This is a genomic window from Streptomyces sp. NPDC001492 (genome assembly GCF_053597275.1).
This window is the reverse complement of record NZ_JBSFHW010000046.1, coordinates 41,614-56,019: the sequence shown is the minus strand read 5'-3', so window position 1 is coordinate 56,019 and position 14,406 is coordinate 41,614. Positions and strand designations below refer to the sequence as shown.

General features: G+C 71.1%; 15 protein-coding genes. 8 read left to right on the top strand and 7 right to left on the bottom strand.

Annotation, left to right across the window (positions count from 1 at the left end; all coding sequences use genetic code 11):
• Positions 1 to 11 precede the first annotated feature (11 nt).
• On the bottom strand, positions 12 to 869 hold the full coding sequence (locus ACWC1K_RS40375) for a MaoC/PaaZ C-terminal domain-containing protein (RefSeq protein WP_450838077.1): 858 nt from the start codon (positions 867 to 869) through the stop codon (positions 12 to 14).
• Between the two features lie 273 nt (positions 870 to 1,142).
• On the opposite strand from ACWC1K_RS40375, the gene ACWC1K_RS40370 reads away from it, so the two are divergent.
• From ACWC1K_RS40370 to ACWC1K_RS40355, 4 genes are all read left to right on the top strand, one after another.
• Positions 1,143 to 2,072 (top strand): ATP-binding cassette domain-containing protein, encoded by a 930-nt coding sequence (locus ACWC1K_RS40370; RefSeq protein ID WP_450838117.1) that lies wholly within the window; start codon positions 1,143 to 1,145, stop codon positions 2,070 to 2,072.
• Positions 2,072 to 2,788, top strand: coding sequence for an ABC transporter permease (locus ACWC1K_RS40365; protein ID WP_450838076.1), 717 nt, complete (start codon positions 2,072 to 2,074; stop codon positions 2,786 to 2,788). The genes ACWC1K_RS40370 and ACWC1K_RS40365 overlap by 1 nt, the downstream gene beginning before the upstream one ends.
• Positions 2,789 to 2,804: 16 nt before the next feature.
• Positions 2,805 to 4,085 carry a sensor histidine kinase gene (locus tag ACWC1K_RS40360; RefSeq protein ID WP_450838074.1) on the top strand — a complete coding sequence of 427 codons (1,281 nt, stop codon included), beginning with the start codon at positions 2,805 to 2,807 and terminating at the stop codon, positions 4,083 to 4,085.
• A 101-nt stretch (positions 4,086 to 4,186) separates the two neighbouring features.
• A complete protein-coding gene (locus ACWC1K_RS40355) occupies positions 4,187 to 4,819 on the top strand; it encodes a response regulator transcription factor (RefSeq protein ID WP_351480014.1) in 633 nt (210 codons plus the stop codon).
• A gap of 25 nt (positions 4,820 to 4,844) precedes the next feature.
• On the opposite strand, the gene ACWC1K_RS40350 is transcribed toward ACWC1K_RS40355, so the two are convergent.
• The 4 genes from ACWC1K_RS40350 to ACWC1K_RS40335 form a co-directional block, all read right to left on the bottom strand.
• Positions 4,845 to 5,657, bottom strand: coding sequence for a hypothetical protein (locus tag ACWC1K_RS40350; protein ID WP_450838073.1), 813 nt, complete (start codon positions 5,655 to 5,657; stop codon positions 4,845 to 4,847).
• Positions 5,657 to 6,199, bottom strand: coding sequence for a SigE family RNA polymerase sigma factor (locus ACWC1K_RS40345; RefSeq protein WP_450838072.1), 543 nt, complete (start codon positions 6,197 to 6,199; stop codon positions 5,657 to 5,659). Before ACWC1K_RS40345 ends, ACWC1K_RS40350 begins: the two co-directional genes overlap by 1 nt.
• 63 nt (positions 6,200 to 6,262) lie before the next feature.
• Positions 6,263 to 7,693, bottom strand: coding sequence for an MFS transporter (locus tag ACWC1K_RS40340; RefSeq protein WP_450838071.1), 1,431 nt, complete (start codon positions 7,691 to 7,693; stop codon positions 6,263 to 6,265).
• A gap of 73 nt (positions 7,694 to 7,766) precedes the next feature.
• Positions 7,767 to 8,957, bottom strand: a complete 1,191-nt coding sequence (locus ACWC1K_RS40335) for a thiolase C-terminal domain-containing protein (RefSeq protein ID WP_450838070.1) — start codon at positions 8,955 to 8,957, stop codon at positions 7,767 to 7,769.
• 215 nt (positions 8,958 to 9,172) lie between these two features.
• Here ACWC1K_RS40335 and ACWC1K_RS40330 point away from each other — a divergent pair, with 215 nt between their 5' ends.
• Together ACWC1K_RS40330 and ACWC1K_RS40325 are read left to right on the top strand one after the other, a co-directional pair.
• Positions 9,173 to 10,909: an MFS transporter gene (locus tag ACWC1K_RS40330; RefSeq protein WP_450838068.1), complete on the top strand. Its 1,737-nt coding sequence runs from the start codon at positions 9,173 to 9,175 to the stop codon at positions 10,907 to 10,909.
• Between the two features lie 188 nt (positions 10,910 to 11,097).
• The gene (locus tag ACWC1K_RS40325) at positions 11,098 to 11,748 is read left to right on the top strand and encodes a class I SAM-dependent methyltransferase (protein WP_450838066.1); all 651 of its coding nucleotides are present in this window, start codon (positions 11,098 to 11,100) and stop codon (positions 11,746 to 11,748) included.
• Positions 11,749 to 11,761: 13 nt separating this feature from the next.
• Here the strand turns inward: ACWC1K_RS40325 and ACWC1K_RS40320 are convergent, their stop codons facing one another.
• Positions 11,762 to 12,022 (bottom strand): Txe/YoeB family addiction module toxin, encoded by a 261-nt coding sequence (locus tag ACWC1K_RS40320; RefSeq protein WP_450838064.1) that lies wholly within the window; start codon positions 12,020 to 12,022, stop codon positions 11,762 to 11,764.
• Positions 12,019 to 12,294 (bottom strand): type II toxin-antitoxin system Phd/YefM family antitoxin, encoded by a 276-nt coding sequence (locus ACWC1K_RS40315; RefSeq protein ID WP_450838063.1) that lies wholly within the window; start codon positions 12,292 to 12,294, stop codon positions 12,019 to 12,021. Before ACWC1K_RS40315 ends, ACWC1K_RS40320 begins: the two co-directional genes overlap by 4 nt.
• A 138-nt stretch (positions 12,295 to 12,432) precedes the next feature.
• On the opposite strand from ACWC1K_RS40315, the gene ACWC1K_RS40310 reads away from it, so the two are divergent.
• Complete coding sequence (locus ACWC1K_RS40310; protein ID WP_450838061.1) at positions 12,433 to 13,401, top strand: N-acetylmuramoyl-L-alanine amidase; 969 nt, start codon at positions 12,433 to 12,435, stop codon at positions 13,399 to 13,401.
• Between the two features lie 83 nt (positions 13,402 to 13,484).
• Positions 13,485 to 14,294 carry a hypothetical protein gene (locus ACWC1K_RS40305; RefSeq protein ID WP_450838060.1) on the top strand — a complete coding sequence of 270 codons (810 nt, stop codon included), beginning with the start codon at positions 13,485 to 13,487 and terminating at the stop codon, positions 14,292 to 14,294.
• The last annotated feature ends 112 nt before the right edge of the window (positions 14,295 to 14,406 follow it).

Here is a 14,406-nt window from a genome sequence, read left to right as displayed (position 1 = left end):
TGCCTGCTGGATCAAGTGTGTTCGACGATCGTGTCGGCGAGGACGGGCGCGTCGTCCCGCTCCACGGCGCTCACGGCCACCCGGACCTGCGTATCCCCCCGCCACATACGGACGCGCAGGGTCTCCCCGGGGAACACGACGCCCGCGAACCGGGTGGCGTACGACCGCACCCGTGTCACGTCCCCGCCGAGGAGCGTGTCGACGACCGCCTTGAGCGTCATGCCGTAGGTGCACAGGCCGTGCAGGATGGGCTTTTCGAAGCCGGCGGTCTTGGCGAAGTCCGGGTCGGCGTGCAGCGGGTTCCAGTCGCCGGAGAGGCGGTAGAGCAGGGCCTGGTCCTCGCGGGTCGGGCGCTCGACGGTGCGGTCGGGGTCGCCCGCGGGCGGCTCCAGGCGGCCGGAGGGACCGCGGTCGCCGCCCCAGCCGCCTTCCCCTCGTACGAAGATCTCGGCGTCGTTGGTCCACAGGGGGCCGTCGGCGTCGGCCACCTCGGTGCGCATGACGAGGACGGCCGCCTTGCCCTTGTCGTACACGGCCGCGATACGGCCGGTGGCGGTCGCGGTTCCCTCGACGGGGATCGGGCGGTGCAGGGTGAGGGACTGGCCGCCGTGCAGGACACGGGCCAGGTCCACGTCGACGCCGGGCATGGACAGGCCGCTGATCACCCCGGGCGAGCCGTTGCCCGCGACGGTGGCGAAGCTGGGCAGGACGTGCAGCCGGGACTCCAGGGTGTAGCGCAGCTCGTCGGGGTCGGTCGCCGGGATGCCTGCCCCGATGCCGAGGTGGTAGAGCTGAACGTCCTTGCGGTCCCAGGTGATCTCGCCGGAGCGGGGTTCGGCGGCGAGGGCCTTCGCTGCGTCGATGGGCATACGGCTCCTGGTGGCTCGGATGGTTCAAGACCTCGGCGCGGCCGTCCGCACCGTCGGCCGCGACCGAGGTCGTCACGAGTGCCGATCTAGAACGCGTTCCAGTCCGGCGCCCTCTGTATAGCCCAGCGCTCCGCACTTGTGAAGGCTCCTGACACTGTGTCAGTTGAGTGCGCGGACGGCCGTGACATTTGTCCTGCCGGAGTCCGTACAAGCGCATCTGCCGGGCGGGCCCCTGGTCTCCGTAGCGTCGTAGGCATGACGAAGACAACGGGGATGACGACAGGGACGACGGCCGGGGTGACGGCCGGGGCGCCGCCCGCCGTGTCCTTCACGGGGGCGGTCAAGACCTTCGGCGCCGTGCGCGCCTTGCGGGGCGTGGACCTGGAGATGGCGCAGGGCGAGACCGTGGCCCTGCTCGGCCGCAACGGCGCCGGCAAGTCGACGGCGATCTCGCTGCTGCTCGGCCTGAACGAGCCCGACGAGGGCACGGTACGGGTCTTCGGCGCTCCCCCCGAGCAGTCGGTGCGCGCCGGGCGGATCGGCGCGATGCTCCAGGAGGGGCGCGCGGTGCCTCGGGTCACCGTGCGGGAGCTGGTGGCCTTCGTGGCCGGCCGCTACCCGCACCCGATGCCGGTCGCGCGGGCCCTGCAACTGGCCGGGATCACCGAGCTGGCGGGGCGGCGCGTGGACCGGCTGTCGGGCGGCCAGACGCAGCGCGTGCGGTTCGCCGTGGCGCTCGCCGGTAACCCCTCGGTGATCGTCCTGGACGAGCCGAGCGCCGCCCTGGACGTGGAGGCACGGCTCGCCTTCTGGGCGTCGATGCGGTCCTACGCCCGCCTCGGCCACACCGTGCTGTTCTCCACCCACCATCTGGAGGAGGCGGACGCGCATGCCGACCGCATCCTCGTCATCGACCGGGGCCGGATCGTCGCGGACGGCACCGGCGAGCAGCTCAAACGGGCGGTGGGCGGCAGCCTGGTCGCCTTCGACCTCGCGGGGCGGGGCACGGAGGGTCTGGAACTGCTTCCGGGGGTGCGGTCGGTGGAGGTGCGCGGAGAGCGGGCACGGTTGCGCACCGACGACCCGGACGCGACGGTGGTCGCACTGGCGGAACTGGGCGCGATACGCCGCCTGGAGGTGGCGCCCGCCTCGCTCGACGACGCGTTCCTGGCTCTGACCGCACGGGTGACGGAGGCGGCGTGATGCTGGACTATCTGCGGCTCGAAGTGCGCCGGACCCTGCGGGACGCGGGTTTTGTCATCGGTGGGATCGCGATGCCGGTGCTGATGTATCTGCTGTTCACCAACCTCGGTACGGCCGACGGGAGTTGGAAGACCGGCGCGATGGTCGGCATGGCGGGCTACGGCGCCGTCGGCTGCGCCCTCAACACCGGCGGCGGGGTCGCCGAGGACCGGGCGATCGGCTGGCTGCGGCAGTTGCGGGTGACCCCGATGACTCCGCGCCAGGTCGTCGTCGGCCGGACGCTGACCGGCTCGGTGACGGTGCTGCCCGCCATCCTCGCGGTGCTCGCCGCGGGCGGCCTGCTCAACGGCGTACGGATGGCGGCCTGGCAGTGGGCGGCGGTCGCGGCGCTGCTGTGGCTGGGCTCGCTGCCCTTCACCCTGCTGGGCCTCGGCAACGGCTACCGGCTGACCGGGCAGACCACCGGCGTGACCAACATGGCCTGCAACCTGGGTCTCGCGGTCCTCGGCGGCCTGTGGTTCCCGGTCACCCTCTTCCCGGACTGGCTGCGCACGCTGTCGGCGTACACCCCCACCTACCGCTTCGCCCAGCTCGGCACCTCTGCGGCGGAGGGCCGCGCCCCGGCCCTCGGCGCGGTCGCGGTGCTGACCCTCTGGCTGCTGGCCTTCGGTTCGTACGCTGTGCTGTCGTACCGGCGGTCCGGACGGACCGCCTGAACGGGGGAGCGAAGACATGTCCTGGACACGAGGGGTCGCCTGTCAGCTGCGTGAGTGGCGGGCCGTGCGGGCGCGATGGCAGGCGGACATGCAGGCCTTCAACGTCGCTCAGAGACAGGCGCGCCGCACCGGCGCCGAGGCCCCCGAGGACCCCGGGCCACCGCCGACCGCCTTCTCTCTGCTGCCCTGGCTGCTGATGGGAATGGGAGCGTTCTCCAACCTCTTCCAGGGCAAGACCCCCAACCCGTGGATCGGCGGCCTGGGACTGCTCGCCTTCAACTCCCTGTACATCTACGTGGCGACCCGCTCGTTCGTGAAGGAGAAGCGGAAGGCGACCTCCACACGGGTGGCTCTGGCCCTGTTGGCCGCGATCACCTGCGGCCTCGCCGGCGGCTACGGCGGCAGCTGGCTGCTGTTCTTCCCCCTGCTGGGCCTGGCGACGGGCGCGGCGCTGCGGGGCGAGCACCTGCGCTGGGCCGGTTTGGGCGTCACGGCGCTCGCCGCCGCGGTCTCCGCCGTCCACGAGGGCTGGAACGGCCTGAACATCGCGTACGCCGCCTGGATCTCGACGATGGTGACGGCGGCCATCCTGTCCCTGTCCGAGGCGGTACGGGAACTGCGCGCCGCCCGCGAGAAGCTGGCCCACCAGGCGGTCGAGAAGGAGCGCCTGCGCTTCTCCCGTGACCTGCACGACCTGCTCGGGCACACCCTCTCGGTGATCGTGGTGAAGTCGGAGGCCGCCCGGCGGCTGGCCCCGCACAACCTGGACGCCGCGCTCACCCAGATCGGCGACATCGAGTCCGTCGGCCGCCAGGCGCTCACCGAGATCCGCGAGGCCGTGACCGGCTACCGCGAGGGCAGCCTCGCCACCGAACTGGACCGGGCCCGCTCGGCCCTGTCCGCGGCGGCCGTCGAGCCGGTGGTCCTGCGCTCGGGCGCGCCCCTCGCCCCGCAGACCGAGGCGCTGCTGGGCTGGGTGGTGCGGGAGGCGGTCACGAACGTCGTGCGGCACGCAGGCGCCACACGCTGCGAGATCACAGTGAAGAGCAACCCCGAGCGTGTGAGCCTCACGGTCGCGGACAACGGGGAGGGTGTGCCGTCCACGCCCTCCTCCCCGCCCTTGCCGGGCATCGGCGGCACCGGCCTGAAAGGGCTGACGGAGCGCCTCGCGGCGGCCGGCGGCTCCTTGCGGGCCGGCCCTTCGCCGCGAGGCGGTTTCACCGTCACCGCCGAACTCCCGGTGGAGGCCGACGACGTGTCCGTGCCGGTGGCGGCTACGGGGCCCAGGGCGAGCTGACGACCCAGCTCACGTCGTCCGCCCAGGAGGTGGAGCTGTCCTGACGAGCCTTTCATCGGGCCGCGGTCCCGTCCGCTCCCTACTCTTGGACCGTGAACGAGATGCCCCGGGATCACCGGCCGTCGAAGAACGTGCGGGTCCTGCTCGCCGAGGACCAGGGAATGATGCGGGGCGCGCTCGCCCTGCTGCTCGGTCTGGAGGCCGACCTGGAGGTCGTCGCCCAGGTCGCCGCGGGCGACGCGATCGTGGACGCCGCACTCACCCACCGGCCCGATGTGGCCCTGCTGGACATCGAACTGCCGGGCATGAGCGGCCTGGACGCGGCGGCCGAGCTGCGCGAGCAGGTCCCGGACTGCCGGGTGCTGATCCTCACCACCTTCGGGCGGCCCGGCTATCTGCGCCGCGCGATGGAGGCCGGGGCGGCCGGCTTCCTCGTGAAGGACGGTCCCGTCGAGGAGTTGGCCGCCTCGATCCGCCGGGTGCTGACCGGCGAGACCGTCATCGACCCGGCGCTCGCCGCCGCCGCGCTCAGCGCCGGGCCCAGCCCCCTCACCGCCCGTGAGTGCGACGTCCTCAAGGCGTCCGTGGACGGTGCGACCGTCGCCGACATCGCGGCGAAGCTGCATCTGTCGGAGTCGACGGTCCGCAACTACCTCTCGTCCGCCATCGGCAAGACGGGCACCCGCAACCGCATGGAGGCGATGCGGGAGGCCCGGCAGCAGGGGTGGCTGTGACCTCCCGGCGGGTCGGCCGACGCGGTCACTTCGTCACCTTCACCTCCTTGAAGGTCTTGCCCTCCGGGGACACGCACACGAACCAGTTGGCCCACGGGTAGCCGGCGGCGGGCCGGATCGCCGACACGGGGCTGCCCGGCGTGTGACCGGTCGCGGGCCGGGCGACGGTCGAGGTGCCGTCCTTCCACTGGCAGGTGACCTCCCGCGCGGTCGTGGCCACCTCCCCGACCACCAGTTGACCGGAGCTCGCCGAGTCGGGCGCGAAGCGGGTCGCCATGGACTGGAGGTCCGTGCCGCTCATCCGGTCCGGTACGGCGACCGAGTCGTACATCAGCTGCTGCGGGCGGCCACCGCCGTTGGCCCGGGTCGCGAAGTGGGAGGTTCTTCCCACTAGTTCCGCAGGCTTGTCGACGGCGGGCTTCATGCCGAGCGCGGCCATGGCGTGCCACTGCCGGACCGCCTCCGCATCGGTCCGCGGCGCTCCCCAGACCTGCACCGAGACATGCCACTCGGTGCCCTTGTAGACACCTCGCGACAATTCGGTGATCTGCGGCTCGTACACATGCCGCGCCTCGGGAGACGTCGGCTTTGCCACCTCCTGCGCCCTGTGCTCCCCGGGCAGCCCCGCGAACGCCAGCGTCGCTCCCGCCGACCCGCCCAGCACCACCACTGCCGCGGCAGCCGCCACCGCCCAGCGCCGGGCCCTGCGCCGCCGTCCACCGCGGATCACCGCCTGGGTGGGGGCTATACCGATCTCGACCCGGTCCGCGGCCTCGGCCAGCAGGAGGGCGATGTCGGAGTTCGTCATGTCGTGGTTCGTCTCCCGGTCCGCACTCATCACTTGCGCCCTCCCCCACTGATCACCATGTCCGCCAGTCCCGGTATGGCGCGGAGTTTCGCGATCCCCTTGGCCGCGTTGCTCTTCACAGAGCCGACGGAACACCCCATCGCCTCCGCCGCCTGTGTCTCGGTGAGGTCCTCCCAGTACCGCAGGACCACCGCCTCCCGCTGCCGCACGGGCAGTTGGCCGAGCGCCTTCAGCAGGACGCCCCGGTCGTCGGCCTGCGCGATGCGGTCACCCGTGTCGGCGATCTCGCGCACCAGCCCCGAGTCGTCCTTCGGCGCCAGGAACTCCCGCAGTTTTCTGCGGTGTTTGCGCGCATGCGCGTTGATCATCACGCGCCGTACATACGCCTCCGGGTCGTCCGCCGAGCCGACCCGGCGCCAGGCCACGTAGACCTGCTCGAGCGTCGACTGGACCAGGTCCTCCGCGGCGTGCTGTTCCCCCGTGAGGAGAAAAGCCGTGCGCAGCAGCCGCGGCCAGCGGCCGGTGACAAAGCTCTGGAACTCCTTGTCCCGAGCTTCCTTGCGATCCCCCATGGGCACCTCCTAGATGTGTAAAGGAGTCCATGGGCGGCCCGAACCGTTGCCTCGCTCCCCCGACTACTTCGCCGGCTTCGCGGAAATTCTGCGCGGCAGCCACACCAGCATCAGCACCGCCCCCGCGAGCAGCACCCCGGTGCCCGTCCGGAACACCAGCGCGTACCCCTCCGTGAGCGCGCGGGGAGTACCGCTGCCCGCCGTGCGCGTGGCCGCGATCGTCGACATCACCGCGAGCCCCAGCGAACCGCCCATCGTGCGCGAGGTGTTGACCAGCCCCGACACCAGCCCGGCCTCCCCCGGAGCCGCCCCGGACGTGGCGAGTGCGGCGAGTGGGGTCGCCGTGAGACCCGCACCCAGCATCATCAGGATCCCCGGGAACATGATCTCCGTCAGATAGTTGCCCTCGGGCGTCATCATCGACTGCCAGGCGAAGCCCGCCGCCGCGAGGAGCGTCCCGAGCACGGCCACGTTCCGCGCTCCGAACACCGGCAGGAACCGGGGCGCCGACTTGGAGCCGAGCAGCACCGCCAGGGAACTCGGCACCAGCGCCAGCCCGGCTTCGAGGGGCGTGTAGCCGAGCACGTTCTGCGCGTACAACGTCATGAAGAACCACATGCAGAACATCGCGGACCCGTTCACGAACATCGCCGCGTTCGCCGAGGACACGGCCCGCACCCGGAACAGCCCGAGCGGCATCAGCGGCGCCGTCGTACGGGCCTCGACGACCACGAACAGCGCGATCAGCGCGAGCCCGGCGGCCAGCGGCACGAGGGTGGCCGCCGCCGTCCACCCCTCGGCCTCGGTCTGCGAGATCCCGTACGCCAGTGTCCCCAGCCCCGCCGTCACCAGCAGCGCGCCCGGCAGATCGAGCCGCCGCCCCTCCCCGTTGCGGCTCTCCGCCAGCCACCGCATCGAGCCGGCCAGCACCAGCGCGCCGATCGGCACGTTGATCAGCAGCACCCACCGCCACGACAGCCCGTCCACCAGCGCCCCGCCGACCAGCCCGCCGGCGGCTCCACCGCCGGCGCCCACCGCGGTCCAGGTCGCTATCGCCCGGGCCCGCGCGGCCCCCTCCGGAACGGCCGAGGTGAGAATGGTCAGCGTCGAGGGCGCGAGCACCGCGGCCCCCAGCCCCTGCACGGCCCGCGCGACCAGCAGCTGACCGCCCTCCTGCGCGAGCCCGCCGCCCAGCGAGGCGGCGGTGAACAGGGCAAGCCCGACCAGGAACATCCGCTTGCGCCCGTACAGGTCCCCGGCGCGTCCGCCGAGCAGCATGAACCCGGCGAAGGCGATCGCGTAGGCGTTCACCACCCACTGCAGCCCCTGCGGGCTCAGCCCCAGGTCGGCCCGCATCGACGGCAGCGCCACATTGACGACCGACACATCGAGCACCACCAGGAACTGCCCGGCGCAGGCGAGCGCCACGACCAGCCAGGTGGGAGGGGCGGAACGGCGGGACGAACTCCGGGTGACGTCAGCGGCTTCCAGCATGCCTGTCATGCTCTCAACCGGGTTACGGTCCTTGCATCGGGATTTCGCCCCACGGGATCCTCCTCCGCAGGACCTACACCGCCCGTACGAGCGTCACCACCGCCGCCCCGCCCAGGCCGATGTTGTGCGCGAGCCCGACCTGCGCCCCCGGCACCTGCCGCTCCCCCGCCTCGCCCCGCAGCTGCCACACCAGCTCGGCCACCTGGGCGATCCCGGTCGCCCCCAGCGGATGCCCCTTGGAGATCAGCCCGCCGGACGGGTTCACCACCCACCGTCCGCCGTACGTCGTCGCCCCGGACTCGACCAGCTTCCCGGACTCCCCCTCCCCGCACATCCCGAGCGCCTCGTACGTCAGCAGCTCGTTGACGGAGAAGCAGTCGTGCAGCTCCACGACGTCCACGTCGCCGATCCCGAGCCCGGCCCGCTCGAACACCTGCCGGGCCGCCTCCCGGGACATCGGCCGGCCCACGACGTCGATGCACGACCCGGACGCGAAGGACTCCTCCGTGTCGGTCGTCATCGCCTGCGCGACGATCTCGACCGCCTTTCCGCCCAGCTCCCGCCGCTCCACGAACCGTTCGGAGACGACGAGTGCGGCCGCCGCGCCGTCCGAGGTCGGCGAGCACTGGAGCTTGGTCAGCGGCCGGTGGACCGTGCGCGCGGCCAGGATGTCGTCCACCTCGTACACGTCCCGGAACTGCGCATACGGATTGTGCGCCGAGTGCCGGTGGTTCTTGGCGGCCACGGCGGCGAGCTGCGCCTCGGTCGTGCCGTACCGCTCCATGTGCTCACGGGCCGCGTCGCCGAAGATCTGGGCGGTGGGCGGGGTCATCTCGAAGCCGTGACGGGCGGCCATGATGCCGTAGTGCCGCGCGACCGGAGATGTGGAGAAGTCCCCTCCGTCGGCGCCCCCACCCAGCGCCCCCTTCTTCATCTTCTCGAAGCCCAGCGCCAGTACGCAGTCGGCGGCCCCGCCCTCGACGAGCTGCCGGGCCAGCATCAGGGCGGTCGAGCCGGTCGCGCAGTTGTTGTTGACGTTGTAGACGGGCACGCCGGTGAGACCCAGCTCATACGCGGCACGCTGTCCGGCGGTCGAGGGCTGGAAGCAGTAGCCGACGGGAACCTGTTCCACATCGCCGTACGAGATCCCCGCGTCGGCCAGGGCGGCACCACCGGCCTCCCGCACCATGTCCCAGTACTGCCAGTCACGGGTCTCGGGCTTCTCGAACCGGGTCATCCCGACCCCGACGACGTAGGCCTTCATGGCGCGGTTCGCCTTGCGCGGTATGCCTTCATGGCGCGCGAGACTAGAACACGTTCCACCAAGCCGCCAGACCTGACGAATGATCAGATTCCCATGACCGGGTCAAGAATTCATTAGAGGCCCGAAGCAACGGAATAGTTGCCTGTGCATACGAGGTTTACCCAGCACTTATCTCGCACAGCTCTTCATCTCGTACGGCCTGGAGGCCTCAGCCCATGACGCACACGACGACCGAACAGCCCGCCCGGCGGGCGAGCGGGGCCGTGGTCCCGGTACTCGCCTTCGCGGGCATCGTTGTCGCGGTGATGCAGACCCTGCTCGTCCCGGTCATCAAGGACCTGCCGCAACTGCTGGACACCGCACCCAGCAACGCCACCTGGGTCCTGACCTCGACACTCCTGTCGGGAGCCGTCGCCACGCCGATCATGGGCCGCCTCGGCGACCTCTACGGCAAGCGGCGCATGCTGATCCTCAGCCTCGCCGTGATGGTGGTCGGCGCCCTGATCAGCGCCCTCACCAGCGAACTGCTCACGATGATCGCCGGCCGTACGCTCCAGGGCTTCGCGATGGGCGCCATCCCGCTCGGCATCGGCCTGATGCGCGACATGCTGCCCCGCGAGAAGCTCGGCTCGGCGATGGCCCTGATGAGCTCCTCCATCGGCGTCGGCGGCGGCCTCGCCCTGCCGCTCGCGGCCCTGATCGCCCAGCACGCCGACTGGCACGCCCTCTTCTACGGCGCCGCGGGCCTCGGCGCCCTCTCGATCCTGCTCACCCTCCTGGTCGTACCCGAGTCCCCGATGCGCGCCGAGGGCTCCTTCGACCTGCTCGGCGCACTCGGCCTCTCCACCGGCCTGGTCCTCTTCCTCCTGCCGATCACCAAGGGCAGCGACTGGGGCTGGACCTCCGGCACGACGCTCGGCCTGTTCGCCGCGTCGGCCGTCGTACTCGTCCTGTGGGGCGTTCTCGAACTCCGCATAAAGGCCCCGCTGGTGGACCTGCGGACGACGGCCCGCCCTGCCGTCCTCTTCACCAACCTCGCGTCGATCATGGTCGGTGTCTCCTTCTACGTCGTCTCCCTCGTCCTTCCCCAGCTGCTCCAGCTCCCGAAGGCGACCGGCTACGGCCTCGGTCAGTCGATGGTCGTCGCGGGCCTGCTGGTGGCCCCGCTGGGCCTGACGATGATGTTCACGGCGCCGGTCTACGCCCGCCTCTCCGCGAAGTACGGCCCCAAGGTCACCCTGATCATCGGGCTGCTGATCATCGCGATCGGCTACGGCGCCGGGCTCGGCTTGATGAGCGCGGCCTGGCAGAGCCTGGTCATCGCGGTGGTGCTCGGTGCGGGCATCGGCCTCGCGTACTCGTCCCTCCCCGCGCTGATCGTGGGCGCGGTCCCGGCCTCCGAGACGGGCGCGGCGAACGGTCTCAACACCCTGATGCGCTCCATCGGAACGTCCGTGTCCAGCGCCGTCATCGGCATGGTGCTGGCGAACACCGCGAACAACGTCGGCGGCGTCGAGATCCCGACCATGCACGGCTTCCGCGTCTCCTTCCTGATCGCGACCGGCGCGGTCGCCGTGGGCCTGCTGATGGCCCTGTTCCTGCCCAGGCCGAACCGGGCGCCTCAGCTGCTCGCGAGCAGCGAGGAGGACGACGCCGTCGTGGAGCTTGCGGAGGAAGTGCTGCGCGGGTTCCGTGGCCGGGTGCTCGGTGCGGACGGCTCTCCGGTGGCCCGGGCCAAGGTCACGCTGATCGACCGGCGGGGCCGGCAGGCGGGCGCGACGCTGTCCGAGGAGGACGGCAGCTACGCACTTGCCGTGCCGGCCGAGGGGGCGTATGTGCTGGCCGCACGGGCTGTGGGGCACGGGCCGCTGGCTTCGTCTGCGACGCACGGGGGTGAGGAGGGGACGGTCGAGTTGGATCTGCCGTTGCCGGGGGAGACTGTCAGCGCATAGCGCCTAGTGAGGTGCCTCGACAGGTCGTCTGGCGTGGTGCGGCTTCATCGTGGCTTGTCGCGCCCAAGCGGCGGAGCCGCAAATCGACACAGCCCCGCGCCCCTTTTGTCTGCACCCCCCGGTCACCTAAGTGGCCGGGGGTGCGGCAACATTGGCGGCCGAACCCACGTACGACCGAAAGGAACCCCATGACCGCGGCCCCCAAGCCCGAGATCCTGGCCGCGTTCGAGGCGGCGAAGGGGTTCATGCCCGTCGATGAGGGGCTGGCGCTCTACGCGGCCGCTGTCGAGGCGGGCGGCCTCGGGCTGCCCCTGCTGGAGGTCGGTACGTACTGCGGGCGCTCCGCGATCCTGCTCGCCGATGCCGCCCGCGAGACCGGAGTCACCGCGCTGACCCTCGACCACCACCGTGGCAGCGAGGAGCAGCAGCCGGGGTGGGACTACCACGACCCCGAGACGGTCGACCCGGAGATCGGGCTGATGGACACGCTGCCGACGTTCCGGCGGACGCTGTACCGGGCCGGTCTGGAGGAGCACGTGGTGGCGCTGGTCGGCCGCTCGCCGCAGATCGCGAAGTTCTGGCGGACCCCCCTCGGCCTGGTCTTCATCGACGGCGGCCACACCGACGAACACGCCACCGCCGACTACGAGGGCTGGGCCCCCCATGTGGCCGAAGGCGGCCTGCTCCTCATCCACGACGTCTTCCCGGACCCGAAGGACGAGTTCACCGGCCAGGCGCCGTACCGGGTCTACCTGCGGGCGCTGGAGTCCGGCGCGTTCACGGAGGTCTCGGTGACCGGCTCCCTGCGCGTGTTGCGGCGAACCGGTGCGCGTACGTGACAGGCCGCCGGCCTCAGCTGTAGTGATAGCGGGCTTTGAGGATCTTGACTTCTTTGTCGTCTGCTCGGTACACGAGACGGTGTTCGTCGTCGATCCGTCGAGACCAGTAGCCGGACAGCTCGCCTTTCAGCGGCTCCGGCTTGCCGATCCCCTCGAAGGGCGTGCGTTGGATCTCGCCGATCAACCGCGTGATCCTCCGGGCCGTCCTGCGGTCGGCGGCAAGCCAGTACAGGAAGTCCTCCCACCCGTCCGGGTCGAAGGAAACACCCCTCACGCCTCGCCCCCAGCCAGGTCGCGGAGCTCATCCATCGACTTCGCGATGCCCGCCTCACCTGCCTTGTCGCGCGCGACGGCCTCCATGAGGCGTCGAGCGTTGGCAGGGGAACGCAGGAGATAGACCGTCTCCTGCCAGGCGTCGTAGTCATCGGCAGACATCAGCACGACATCGCCGCTCTTCGAGCTGATCCTCACGGGGGTGTGATCGGTGTTGACGCGCTCGATGAGCGGAAACAGGGTCCTCCTGGCCTCGCTGGCGCTTATCGACATGAGCCACACTCCCCTCCCGTGGGTAAAGCCGTACCCAAAAATGGTACTGCACTGGTACAGGTTTCGAGTACCACGCAAGGTCGGCACACGAACTCAGGAAGCCTGCGGATCGGCCTGACGCCCCGTAGGGTGGCAGCCGTGTCGTACGTAGGCCCGGACTTCGATCCTCCCCAGCCCCGCCGCCCCCGGCGCAGCCCCCTGACCGTGGCGGTCGCCGCGCTCGTGCCGGGTGCGTTGCTCGGGTGGCTCGTGTACGAGACCGTGGGCGGGAGCGGGGGCGGCGCCGGGACGGCCCAGGCGACCGTACGGACGTCCACGACGGCGACGTCCGGCGCGCCCGTCCCCTCCCCCTCCGGCGACGACAAGAACCCGAACAGCCCGCCGCCCACCCTCGCGGCCCCCACCTCGTCGGCACCCGTCGCCTCCGGCCCCCTCAAGGGCAAGGTCGTCGTCATCGACCCCGGCCACAACCCCGGCAACTTCCGGCACGCCACCGAGATCGCCCGCAAGGTGGACATCGGCACGAACAAGAAGGAGTGCGACACGACGGGCACGTCCACCAACTCGGGCTATACGGAAGCCCAGTTCACCCTGGACGTGTCCCATCGCCTCAAGGCCTTGCTGCAGAAACTGGGCGCCACGGTGAAGCTGACCCACGACGCCAACTACCCCGCCTGGGGCCCCTGCGTGGACCAGCGGGCGCAGATCGGCAACCGGGCCCATGCCGACGCCGCGATCTCCCTCCACGCGGACGGCTCCGCGGCCGGCAACCGCGGCTTCCACGTCATCCTTCCCGGCTCCGTCCACGCGGGCGCCGCCGACACCCGCCCCATCGTCGCCTCCTCCGCCGACCTCGGCGAGCGCATCGCGGGCAACTTCCTCCGCGTCACGGGTGAACCGCCCTCCAACTACATCGGCGACGGCACCGGCCTCGTCACGCGTAAGGACCTGGGCGGTCTCAATCTGTCAACGGTTCCGAAGGTGTTCATCGAATGCGGGAACATGCGCGATAGCAAGGACGCGGCACGGCTCACCAGCGGTGCCTGGCGTCAGAAGGCCGCGCAAGGAATTTCTGATGGAATCGTGAGTTTCCTGCACGGTTCGTGATCAGCGGGCTGATCCCGGCGGACGCCTTGCTCGGACGGACGATAGTGTCTACCGACGACGAGACGACTTACGAAGGACCTGAAGTGAATATCCGCTCCCTCACACGAGGCGACGGCGTGGTGATCGGAGCAGCGGTGTTGCTCTTCATCGCGTCGTTCCTCAGCATCTACTCGATCGACGGCGCAAACAGCAGCGACATCCCGAGCCTCTGGGGGAGCGGGCCGGTCGTGCTCAGTGTCGTGCTGGCGGGAATCATCGGCGCCGCGCTCGTCGTCGTCAGCCGGGCCCTGCCGCAGCCGCGCAAGGTCGCGGGGCTGGACCTCGGTCAGTTCGGCATCGCCTTCACGGTCTTCGCCGCATGGAGCGCCCTCGGTAACGTCTTCGACCCGATCGGCGCCGTGGACAACATCCGCAATGCGGGCAGCGGTCCCGACGCCGGCACCGGCCTGATCCTCGCCCTGGTCGCCACCCTGGTCATGGCCGGCGGCGCCATCGCCACCCCCCTCGTCCCCGCCCTCCAGGCCGCCCTGATCCCCGCCCCCAAGCCCGCCGCCCCCCAGCCCTACGGCGCCCAGCCGTCCGGCGGTTACGGCTACCCGGGCGCCCAGCAGCAGCCCTACGGCGGACAGCCGCAGCCCGGGCAGCCCTACGGGGCCCAGCAGCCGCAGGCACAGCAGGGGCAGCCGCCGGCCGGGGACTTCTCGCCGTTCTGGTTCGCCGTTCCGGTGCCGCGGCCGCTGTTCGCGGAGGACGGTTCGCCCACGCCGATCGCCGAACTGGCGCCCGGCACCTGGTATCTGGCCGTCGAGCAGCGCGGTCCGGCCCTGGTCGCCCAGACCCAGGACGGCCGCCGCGGCGTGCTGCAGGACACCTCCGGGATCCAGCGCGGCTGACGCCCGCCGAAGGAGCAACCAGCGGCCCCTCGCCCTTCCGGGCGGGGGGCCGTTGTCGTACAGTCGCAGCTCCCAGCCCGTAACTGACTGACCGTCAGATATCTGATGGAGG

What these genes read in the sequence shown, in the direction of transcription:
- ACWC1K_RS40375 (WP_450838077.1), bottom strand. Translation starts at nt 869, where the DNA reads ATGCCCATCGACGCAGCGAAGGCCCTCGCCGCCGAACCCCGCTCCGGC.
- ACWC1K_RS40370 (WP_450838117.1), top strand. Translation starts at nt 1,143, where the DNA reads ATGACGACAGGGACGACGGCCGGGGTGACGGCCGGGGCGCCGCCCGCC.
- ACWC1K_RS40365 (WP_450838076.1), top strand. Translation starts at nt 2,072, where the DNA reads ATGCTGGACTATCTGCGGCTCGAAGTGCGCCGGACCCTGCGGGACGCG.
- ACWC1K_RS40360 (WP_450838074.1), top strand. Translation starts at nt 2,805, where the DNA reads ATGTCCTGGACACGAGGGGTCGCCTGTCAGCTGCGTGAGTGGCGGGCC.
- ACWC1K_RS40355 (WP_351480014.1), top strand. Translation starts at nt 4,187, where the DNA reads ATGCCCCGGGATCACCGGCCGTCGAAGAACGTGCGGGTCCTGCTCGCC.
- ACWC1K_RS40350 (WP_450838073.1), bottom strand. Translation starts at nt 5,657, where the DNA reads ATGAGTGCGGACCGGGAGACGAACCACGACATGACGAACTCCGACATC.
- ACWC1K_RS40345 (WP_450838072.1), bottom strand. Translation starts at nt 6,199, where the DNA reads ATGGGGGATCGCAAGGAAGCTCGGGACAAGGAGTTCCAGAGCTTTGTC.
- ACWC1K_RS40340 (WP_450838071.1), bottom strand. Translation starts at nt 7,693, where the DNA reads ATGCTGGAAGCCGCTGACGTCACCCGGAGTTCGTCCCGCCGTTCCGCC.
- ACWC1K_RS40335 (WP_450838070.1), bottom strand. Translation starts at nt 8,957, where the DNA reads ATGAAGGCCTACGTCGTCGGGGTCGGGATGACCCGGTTCGAGAAGCCC.
- ACWC1K_RS40330 (WP_450838068.1), top strand. Translation starts at nt 9,173, where the DNA reads ATGACGCACACGACGACCGAACAGCCCGCCCGGCGGGCGAGCGGGGCC.
- ACWC1K_RS40325 (WP_450838066.1), top strand. Translation starts at nt 11,098, where the DNA reads ATGACCGCGGCCCCCAAGCCCGAGATCCTGGCCGCGTTCGAGGCGGCG.
- ACWC1K_RS40315 (WP_450838063.1), bottom strand. Translation starts at nt 12,294, where the DNA reads ATGTCGATAAGCGCCAGCGAGGCCAGGAGGACCCTGTTTCCGCTCATC.